The 8,991-nt window shown below is 66.3% G+C and carries 10 protein-coding genes; all 10 read right to left on the reverse strand.

All coding sequences use genetic code 11. The annotated features are described in order from the left end of the window. Positions 1–64 precede the first annotated feature (64 nt). Entirely contained in the window at positions 65–784 is a 720-nt protein-coding gene (locus QUW25_RS09790) for a gamma-glutamyl-gamma-aminobutyrate hydrolase family protein (protein WP_289512030.1), read from the reverse strand. A gap of 82 nt (positions 785–866) precedes the next feature. Next, complete coding sequence (gene recO, locus QUW25_RS09795; RefSeq protein ID WP_289512031.1) at positions 867–1,616, reverse strand: DNA repair protein RecO; 750 nt, start codon at positions 1,614–1,616, stop codon at positions 867–869. Between the two features lie 2 nt (positions 1,617–1,618). Then, positions 1,619–2,533: a GTPase Era gene (gene era, locus QUW25_RS09800; protein ID WP_289512032.1), complete on the reverse strand. Its 915-nt coding sequence runs from the start codon at positions 2,531–2,533 to the stop codon at positions 1,619–1,621. Positions 2,534–2,551: 18 nt separating this feature from the next. Then, entirely contained in the window at positions 2,552–2,932 is a 381-nt protein-coding gene (locus QUW25_RS09805) for a diacylglycerol kinase family protein (protein WP_289512033.1), read from the reverse strand. Continuing rightward, positions 2,929–3,438, reverse strand: coding sequence for an rRNA maturation RNase YbeY (ybeY, locus tag QUW25_RS09810; RefSeq protein WP_289512034.1), 510 nt, complete (start codon positions 3,436–3,438; stop codon positions 2,929–2,931). The genes QUW25_RS09805 and ybeY overlap by 4 nt, the downstream gene beginning before the upstream one ends. Next, positions 3,431–4,396, reverse strand: coding sequence for a PhoH family protein (locus tag QUW25_RS09815; protein ID WP_289512035.1), 966 nt, complete (start codon positions 4,394–4,396; stop codon positions 3,431–3,433). Before QUW25_RS09815 ends, ybeY begins: the two co-directional genes overlap by 8 nt. Before the next feature lie 196 nt (positions 4,397–4,592). Then, positions 4,593–5,867, reverse strand: a complete 1,275-nt coding sequence (locus tag QUW25_RS09820) for a MiaB/RimO family radical SAM methylthiotransferase (RefSeq protein WP_289512036.1) — start codon at positions 5,865–5,867, stop codon at positions 4,593–4,595. Next, entirely contained in the window at positions 5,864–7,078 is a 1,215-nt protein-coding gene (gene dnaJ / locus QUW25_RS09825; protein WP_289512037.1) for a molecular chaperone DnaJ, read from the reverse strand. Before dnaJ ends, QUW25_RS09820 begins: the two co-directional genes overlap by 4 nt. A gap of 102 nt (positions 7,079–7,180) precedes the next feature. Beyond that, positions 7,181–8,284, reverse strand: a complete 1,104-nt coding sequence (locus QUW25_RS09830; RefSeq protein WP_289512038.1) for a DnaJ domain-containing protein — start codon at positions 8,282–8,284, stop codon at positions 7,181–7,183. 125 nt (positions 8,285–8,409) lie between these two features. Next, the gene (locus QUW25_RS09835; RefSeq protein WP_289512039.1) at positions 8,410–8,880 is read right to left on the reverse strand and encodes a deoxycytidylate deaminase; all 471 of its coding nucleotides are present in this window, start codon (positions 8,878–8,880) and stop codon (positions 8,410–8,412) included. Positions 8,881–8,991: the final 111 nt, after the last annotated feature.

The following is an 8,991-nucleotide window of genomic DNA, read 5'->3' on the forward strand; positions in this document are numbered from 1 at the left end:
ATCGCGCGAACGCGCAGAGGGCAAAAACCCAAAACCAGGCGATTTGGTGCAAAGGTTGGCGGCGCTACCCGCGGCACGCCCCCACAAACGCCGAGAAGATATTGCGGCTCGCCCCGTCAACCGCATGGGAGAACTCGGGATGCCACTGCACGGCCCAGCAGAAGCGGGAGGCCGGGCGCCACACGGCCTCGACAACGCCGTCGGCCGCCTGTGCCATGACTTTGAGCCCCGGCGCCACGTCACGCAGCGCCTGGTGGTGGAAGCTGTTCACGGGCAGCTCGCCCTCCCCCACGCACGCAGCGAGCGGCGTCCCGGGCAAAACGGAAACCGTGTGGACCGGGTTCTCGTACGGGGCCGTGCCATGATGGTTGACCTCAGAGTGGGTTTGCTTGGGAAGGTCCTGCCAGAGCGTGCCGCCAAGGATGACGTTCAGCGCCTGGAGACCGCGACAAATGCCGAGAAGCGGCAGGTCGGCCTCAAGGGCCGCCGGAACGAGAAGGGCCTCCAGGGCATCGCGCTCGGGACAGAGCTCGCCGCAGAGGCCAACGGCTGCGGGGTCCTTCTCGCCATAACGGGCGGGGTCCACGTCCTGGCCGCCGGTCACCACAAGTCCGTCAACGGCGCCGAGCAGGCGCGCAACGGACGCGGCATCAGTCGTGAGCGGCAGCATCACGGGCACGCCGCGCGCCTCGAGGACGGCGTCGAAGTACCCCGGTAGCATCCACAGGCTCTCGCGGCCATAGTCAACAAGCGGCACGACGCCAATCAGCGGCTTCCTTGACACGGGGCTCCCCTCTCGCAACGGCAATGGCAACGGCCGCCCATTATGCCAAAAACGATTCAAAAGGGGACTGTCCCCTTTTGAATCACACGCCCGCGAGAAACTCCATGGCGCGCAGGCGCGCGTCAAGGTGCGTTGCCGCCCAGGAGTGCGCCACCCCAAGGAGGAAGACGGCCGTCTCGGCCTCTATATCGCTGACGAGAAGCTCGTCAAAGGTGCAGGAGATGAGCGAGCGCAGCCATGCAAGCAGGACCGACGAGAGCTCCTGTGCCCCAGCAACCTCACGGGCGCAGCTCTCGCAGAGCGCACCGCCGGCAACAGACGAGAAGTACGTGACCGCCGCGTCCCCGCAGGCGCAGCACCCCTCGAGCTCGGGGCGCCAGCCGCCGTGGGCGAGCACCTTCATGACGTAGGCCGCGACGGTGAGGTCGAGGCGCGGCTGGTCGGGCGCCTCCTCGCATGCGCGCAGCGCACGGGAACAGATGGGATAGAGGAAGCCGTCGGGGGCGTCCTCAAAGCAGGTGAGCTGCGCCACCTCAGCGATTGCGCTCGCGGCGGCCACGCGCTCGTACTCGCCACGAAGACCGGCATGCGCCTCCACCAGGGAGGCCTCGGAAACCACGTCGAGCGAGCGACCCGCGGAAACGAGAAAGTCCGTCTCGCAGAAGAGCTCCGCGCGCGCCGCGAGACGCCCACCCGGCTTGCGGGCACCCTTGGCGACGGCGCGGGCGGCGGAGCCGTCCTGTGCGAGGAGCGACAGGATGAGGTCCTGCTCGCCGAGCTTTGTCCGGTCGAGTACGATGGCCCGGGTTCGATAGGTGCGCCTACAGGCCAAGGCTACTCCTCCAGGCCGTAGCCCAGGCGGCGAATCTCCCGCTCGTCGCGGCGCCACTGCGGCGCAACTCTCACGGTGAGGTTGAGGTAGACCTTGCACCCCAGCAGGCGCTCGATGTCGCGCCGCGCCTCGATGCCCACGCGCTTGATCATCAGGCCGCCGCGACCGAGCACGATGCCCTTCTGCCCGTCGCGCTCCACGAGGATGGTGGCCTCGATGGAGGCGTGCCCGTCGTCGGCGTAGCCGATCTCGTCGCAGAGGACGCCCACGGAGTGCGGCAGCTCCTGGCGCAGGTGCAGGAAGAGCTTCTCGCGCACAAACTCCGCCACAAGATCCTCGGGCGTGGCGTCAACGTCCATGCCCTCGGGGAACCAGCGAGGACCCTCGGGAAGGTGCGCGGAGACAAGCTCGAGGAACGCGTCGACGTTGAAGCCCTCGGTCGCTGAGACCACGAGCTCGTCATCAAAGGTCGCAAGCTCGCTCGCGGCGGAGAGCTGCGCCGAGACCTGCTCGGGGCCGGCAATGTCGGCCTTGGTGAGGACGAGCAGCTTGTAGTCGGCGTCCGCGCCCTCAACGTGTCGCGCCACCCACTCGTCCCCGCGCCCAACGGGCTTGGTGGCGTCAACCAAGAACGCGACCACATCCGCGTCCGCGAGCTCCGCGAGCGCGGCATTGTTGAGCTCGGAGCCCAGCGCGTCCTTGGGCTTGTGTAGGCCCGGGGTGTCGATGATCACGAGCTGCGAGTGGTCCGTGTTGATGACGGCGCGCATGCGACGGCGCGTGGTCTGAGCAACAGGGCTCGTGATGGCGATCTTCTCGCCCATGCATGCGTTGAGAAGCGTTGACTTGCCCGCGTTGGGCCTTCCCACAAGGGCAACAAAACCGCTGGTAAACGGCACGTTGTTCTTATCGTTCATCGGTCCTCCGGAATGGGGTTAGAGCCTGCCGAGAATGGCATTGAGGAAGACGAGCACGCCCACGATTCCCACGAGCAGGGAAAGCACCCAGACCGCTGCGGCGGCAATGTCCTTTGCGCGCCCGGCGAGCGGGTGAAACTCGGGCGAGACGAGGTCGACGACCGTCTCGACGGCGGTGTTGAGCAGCTCAGCGGTTATGACCGCCCCGCAGCAGAGCAGGATGATCGCCCAGCTGATGAGGTCAATCTGGAGCGCAAGGCCCGCCACGATCGCACAGGCGCCCGCCGCGAGCATGACCTTGATGTTGCGCTCGGTGGCAACGGCCGTGCGGAAGCCCTGGATGGCAAAGAGGAAGCTCTTGCGAAAGTCTGGGTGATCGCTGTTTGATCCGGGAATCATTCGGCCGCGTCCTCCCTATGACGGGTGAGGATGACGCCCGTGATGGGAGCGTCACAGGGCATGAGGGCGAGCAGCTCCTCCTCGCGCGCCTCCATCTGCACGGCCTCATCCTCAACGAGGTGGTCATAGCCAAGCAGGTGAAGCAGGCCGTGCGTGAGCAGCAGGCGGAACTCGTCGGCCTCGCTCGTGCCGTAGTCGAGCGCCTGACGCGCTATGAACGCAGGCGCCAGAACGATGTCGCCGAGCTCGCAGGGCTCGCCGGGGGCAAGCGCGGGGTCATCGGGGCGCTCGCACTCGAGCGAAATGACGTCCGTGGCACGGTCGACGTCTCGCCAGGCGTCGTTGAGCGCGCGAATCCGCTCGTCGGACACAAGGGAGATGGAGACCATGCAGGGGCGCTCGACTCCCTCCTCGCGCAGGATGAGATCGCAGCAGGAGCAGATGCAATCCTCCTCAAGCGGGGAAACGACGCCCTCCTCGATCGAGATGTCATACTCGTTATCCATCAAGGCCCTCCTTTGGCTTCTCGCCCTGGGCATAGGCGTCAACGATGCGGGCGACGAGCGTGTGCCTGACGATATCGTTCCTATCGAGGTCCACAAACGAGATGTCGTCAATGTCGGCGAGCACGCGGCGAGCGGACTCGAGTCCCCCGACCCCCGAGAGGTCTCGCTGGGAGGCGTCTCCCGTCACCACGAACTTTGACGAGAAGCCCAGGCGGGTGAGGAACATCTTCATCTGCTCGGGCGTGGTGTTCTGGGCCTCGTCGAGAATGACGAAGGCGTTGTTGAAGGTGCGCCCGCGCATGAAGGCGAGCGGGGCGATCTCGATGACGCCCTGCTCGATGAGGGCGTTGCCGCGCTCCATGTCCGTCATGTCAAAGAGCGCGTCGTAGAGCGGCCGCACATAGGGGTCGAGCTTCTCGGCGAGCGTTCCGGGGAGGTAGCCAAGAGACTCCCCCGCCTCGACGACGGGCCTCGTGAGAACGATGCGACTCACCTCGCGACGTTTGAGCGCGGCGACCGCCATCGCCATCGCAAGGTAGGTCTTGCCGGTGCCGGCGGGCCCCACGCCAAAGGTGATGGTGTTTCTCCTGATAGACTGAACGTAGCGCTTCTGACCTGCGGTCTTGGGCCGGATGGCGCGCCCGTGATAGGTGAGCAGGATGTCGTCGGAGGCGAGGTCGAGACGCTCCGCACCATGGCGCACCTGGTCAACGATGAGGTCAACGTCTGACTCCGTGGGCTCGGCACCCGCCTCAACGAGCCGTATGAGGCGCGAGAAGACCGAGGTAAGCTGGTCGACAACCTCAACGGGGCCCGAGAGCGCCACCTGGTTGCCACGCACCGAGACCATGGCGTCAAAGCTCGACTCAACGCGCCTGAGCAGGGCGTCAGCCGGCCCCATGAGCGCCGTGGGGTCTACGGAGTCTGGTATGGTGAGACGAACCTGAGTGGGCTCCATGCTCCTCCTGTGACAGACAACATCTCATATCGATGATAGCCGAAAGAGTGCGTTTGGTCCCTTCCCTGATTGGGGCTGGCAAGGGGGGCGGGTTTTGGTGACAAAGGCGACAGGGTAAGTTGTCATCATGGGTTTCATGATGACAACTTACCCTGTCGCCTTTGTCACCAAAACCCGCCCCCCTTGCCAGCCCCAATCAGGGAAGTTGACGCGTGGCGAAGGTGGCGTTGTCGTCCACGCCGGTGAGGACAACGGGGACGAGGGAGTCCACGGGAATCGAGGGGTCAACGAGCGCGTCGAAGAGGCCGCCCGTGACGCCCCTCCCGGGATACTGCACCACAACGAGGTCCTTCTCGCCAACGAGTGCCCGCGCCTCCGCAAGGCGCATCTCGTCCGCGAGGGCACGGGCGCGGCGGCTGCGCTCGGCGCTCACGTGGGGCTCAACCTGGTCCGGCATGCTCGCGGCAGGCGTTCCCGGGCGCCGCGAGTAGCGAAAGACGTGCATCTTGGCAAAGCGCATCTCCTTGCAGAAGTCGAGCGACTCCCTGAACTGCTCGTCCGTCTCCCCGGGAAAGCCCACGATGAGGTCGGTTCCGAGAGAAATGTGGGGTAGGTGCTCGCGTGCCGTCTCAACGACGCGCCTAAAGAGGTCGGTCCTATAGACGCGCGCCATGCGCCTGAGCGTCTCGTCGCAGCCGGACTGCAGGCAGATGTGGAGGAACGGCGCCACGCGCTCCCCCGCTCCCGCCATGACGGAACAGAGCTCGGGCGTGACGTCGGGCGGCTCAATGGAGGAGAGCCTGATGCGCTCAACGTCCGTCCGCTCAAGGAGAAGGTTGAGAAGGCGGGGCAGGTCAAGCTCGCGGTAGCGATAGCTTCCCAGGTTGATGCCCGTGAGGACGACCTCGCGCGCGCCGCGCAGCCGCGCCGCGCGAACGGCGGAGACAACCTCGTCTGCCGGCAGGGACCGCGCGGCCCCGCGGGCCTTCCAGACAATGCAGTAGGTGCAGCGATTGTCGCAGCCGTCCTGGATCTTGATGCCGGGACGGGTACGGCCCGTGGGAGTGCGCGCGCTCACAGCGACCTCAGGCTCCCCACAGGCCCCGGAGAGCCCGAGCTCGGACAGAACGCGGGCGGCAACCTGGCGCTTCTCGCGCTCGACGATCACGTTGGGCGCGATCTTCTCAAGCTCGTTCGAGAAGAGGTTGGCCACGCATCCCGTGGCAACGACGACGGGGGCTTGCGGGAGCGTTGCCGCGCGGCGGACCGCCTTTCTCGTCTTGGCCTCTGCCTCGCCGGTTACGGCGCAGGTGTTGACTACGATGACCCCGGCATCGCGCTCTGGCACCACCTCGACGCCAGAGCGCTCGAGCTCAGAGGCCATGAGATCGAGCTCGACGCGGTTGACGCGGCACCCAAGGTTCACGAGCGCGACGCCGCGGCGCGCCCCACCGGCTGCATCCGCCGTCACTTGCGCCCCTTGAACGGGTTCTTGGGCGCGTGCCAGCGCTCCTTGGCAAAGTGCTCGGCCGCCTTGTCAGCGGCGCGGGACTCGCCCTCCTCCTGGGCGCGCTCCTCCCCCGTCGTCACGTCCTCGTCAAGGGACCGCTCGGCGACAAGAGCGGCGATGTCGAGGAGCTGCTTCTTGGTGAGGTCGCGCGGGGTCTCGATGCGCACGACCGCGATGAGGTTGCCGCGGGCGATCATACCCATGCGCGGCATGCCGCGGCGCTCGACGACGATCTGCTGGCCGTACTGGCACCCGGCGGGCACCTCGACGGTGACGCGCTCGCCCTCCATGATGCCGTCGATGGTGACGGAGGTGCCGACGATGGCCTGGAGCGAGTCCACCTGGACGGTGCAGTAGAGGTCGTCGCCCTGGCGCTCGAAGCGCTCGTTGTCGGCTACCTCGATGCTCACGACGAGGTTGCCGCACGCGTCGCCGCGCACGCCCGCCTCGCCCTTGCCGTCCACGGTGATAGTCTGCCCCGAGTGAACGCCCGCGGGGACCTGCACCTCGACCTTCTCGCGTGAGGGGGCCCTTCCCTGCCCCTCGCAGGTCTCGCAGGGGTGGTCGATGACCTGGCCCTGACCGTGACAGACGGGGCAGGTGCTCTGGGTCTGCATCTGGCCGAAGATGGTGCGCTGGACCTCGACGACGCGACCCGAGCCATGGCAGCGCTCGCAGGTGCGCATGCGACCACCCTCGGCGGCGCCGGTGCCGCCGCAGTCCTCGCAGGGGGCAAGACGCGTGTAGGCAACGGTCTTCTTGCAGCCCGCCGCGGCCTCCTCGAGGGTTATCTGGAGGCGGATGCCCATGTCGCGGCCGCGCGTGCGCTGGGAACCGCCCCCGCGGCCACCCATGCCCCCGAAGAAGGAGTCAAAGATGTCGCCAAAGCCAAAGCCGCCGCCACCAAAGATGTCGGAGACGTCAACGTAGTCGGAGCCAAAGCCGGCGGGCCCGTTCGGATCGCCATAGCGGTCGTAGTTGGCGCGCTTCTGATCGTCGGAGAGCACGGAGTACGCCTCGTTGACCTCCTTGAAGCGCTCCTCGGCGTCCGGGGCGTCCGAGACGTCCGGGTGCAGCTTGCGGGCCTTCTTGAGAAACGCCCGCTTGATCGTCTTGGCATCCGCATCGCGAGGCACCTCAAGTACCTCGTAGTAGTCCTTCTTTGGTTCCACGTGCAATCTCCAGAGACCTGAACGACTTCTTACGATGGGCACTATACCCAAATGAGGCGGGAGCCATGCTCCCGCCCCGAATTACCCTAGCACTTTCTCCGGCTACCAGAGATAGGGGGCGCCCATGTAGCCCACGCGGCCCAACCCGGAGGTGCAGGAGAACATGAGAACAAAGACCAGCGCGATCATGAACGCGTTTGAGGCTCCGTTGGCAACCGCCACGCCGGCGTTTCTCCACCAGCGCCCGCTCTTTCTGACGCCATCCCTGAGCACGAGGTAAAGCCCCAGGACAATGGGTGCCACGATGATGAAGACGAGCGAGGAGAGCGTTGAGGTGAAAAGCCCCAGCACGAGAAACGGCAGGGCGAAGCCGATGAAGTTGAATCCACTTGCCTGCGAGCGCGTGAGCCGCTCCTCGGGCACGCACACGCGGCAGACGAAGTCACCGGTCGTGGAGCCGTTGGTGCCGGCGTTTCCCATGCCGGACACGCGCACCTCGTCGCCGTCATGGGTGCCAGCGGGAACGTCGACGACGACCTCGCTCGCGGAGAGCGTCCTGCCCGTTCCGCCGCAGGCCTGGCAGGGGTCGGCGACCACGCGGCCGGTGCCCTCGCACTCGGGGCAGGTCATCATCATGACGCCGAAGAGACCCGTGTCAACGGTGATGTGACCGGAGCCTCCGCAGGTCGGGCAGGTCTCGGAGTGCTCTGCCTCCACGGAGCCCGAGCCATGGCACGCGTCGCAGGAGACGTAGCGCTGGTAGGTCACGCCGCGACGGGCCCCCTTCTGGGCAGTCTCGGCGTCAAGCGTGAGCTCATAGACCACGTCGGCGCCCGCACGCGGGTTGTAGGCGCGCGAGCGGCGGCGCGAGGCCGCTCCGCCAAAGCCGGAGCCAAAGGGCCCCCACCCAAACGGGCTGCCGCCAAACGGGTCGGAGTAGCCTCCCCCACCGTTCGAGGGCGCCCCGTAGCCGCCAAATGGCGAGCCGGAGCGCATCGCGTCGTAGCGCTTGCGCTTGTCGGGGTCCGAGAGCACGGCGTAAGCCTCAGAGACCTCCTTGAAGCGCTCCTCGGCGTCCGGTGCCTTGTTGACGTCAGGGTGTAGCTTGCGCGCCTTGGTCTGGAAGGCCTTGCGAATCTCTTCCGTTGAGGCGTCCTTCTCGACGCCGAGAATGGCGTAGTAGTCCTTGTCGTTCATGGATGCCATGTGGCATGTCTCCCTGCTGGCGATACGTCACAGATGGGTGAATTATATCCGCAGGAAGCCTCAAGCAACGCGGAAGCGACGCGCTCCGCGCAGTTCACATGGGTATGAGACCGAATGCGACCCGCCTACTCCGAGAGCTCGACCTGGCGATAGCTCACGCCGCAGCGGTCGAGGATGTTCTTCGAGATGAGGTTGTCCTCGGTGCCGTCGTACTTGTCGTCAAGGTAGACGACCTCGCCAATGCCCGCCTGCACGAGGGTCTTGGCGCACTCGTGGCACGGGAAGAGCGTCACGTAGACGGTGGCCCCGGTCATGTCCTTGAGGGAGCCGCGGTAGTTGAGGATGGCGTTGGCCTCGGCATGGATGACGTAGTTGTGCTTGTCGTGCAGCGGGTCGTCCGCCGTGCCCCAGGGAAACTCGTCGTCGCCGAGACCGCGGGGCGTGCCGTTGTAGCCAACGGAGAGGATGCGATGGTTGGTGTCCGCGATGCAGGCGCCCACCTGCGTGTTGGGGTCCTTGCTGCGCAGGCTCGCCGCAATGGCGGCCTTCATGAAGAACTCGTCCCAGCTGATGACGTCCGTGCGCTTGCCCGGCATGTCACTCTCCTCTCGCGTTAGTTTCTCCTGCTAGCATGGCGCATTTGTGAGAGGGGCGCAAGGGGCGAGAAGAACGGGGCCCGGGGGGGGCGGGGGGGGCCGGGGGGCGGG

The organism is Thermophilibacter provencensis (assembly GCF_030372065.1).
Lineage (GTDB): Bacteria > Actinomycetota > Coriobacteriia > Coriobacteriales > Atopobiaceae > Thermophilibacter > Thermophilibacter provencensis_A.

Coding starts and splice junctions, on each gene's coding strand:
- era (WP_289512032.1), bottom strand. CDS start 2,533: ATGAACGATAAGAACAACGTGCCGTTTACCAGCGGTTTTGTTGCCCTT.
- QUW25_RS09805 (WP_289512033.1), bottom strand. CDS start 2,932: ATGATTCCCGGATCAAACAGCGATCACCCAGACTTTCGCAAGAGCTTC.
- ybeY (WP_289512034.1), bottom strand. CDS start 3,438: ATGGATAACGAGTATGACATCTCGATCGAGGAGGGCGTCGTTTCCCCG.
- QUW25_RS09815 (WP_289512035.1), bottom strand. CDS start 4,396: ATGGAGCCCACTCAGGTTCGTCTCACCATACCAGACTCCGTAGACCCC.
- QUW25_RS09830 (WP_289512038.1), bottom strand. CDS start 8,284: ATGGCATCCATGAACGACAAGGACTACTACGCCATTCTCGGCGTCGAG.
- QUW25_RS09835 (WP_289512039.1), bottom strand. CDS start 8,880: ATGCCGGGCAAGCGCACGGACGTCATCAGCTGGGACGAGTTCTTCATG.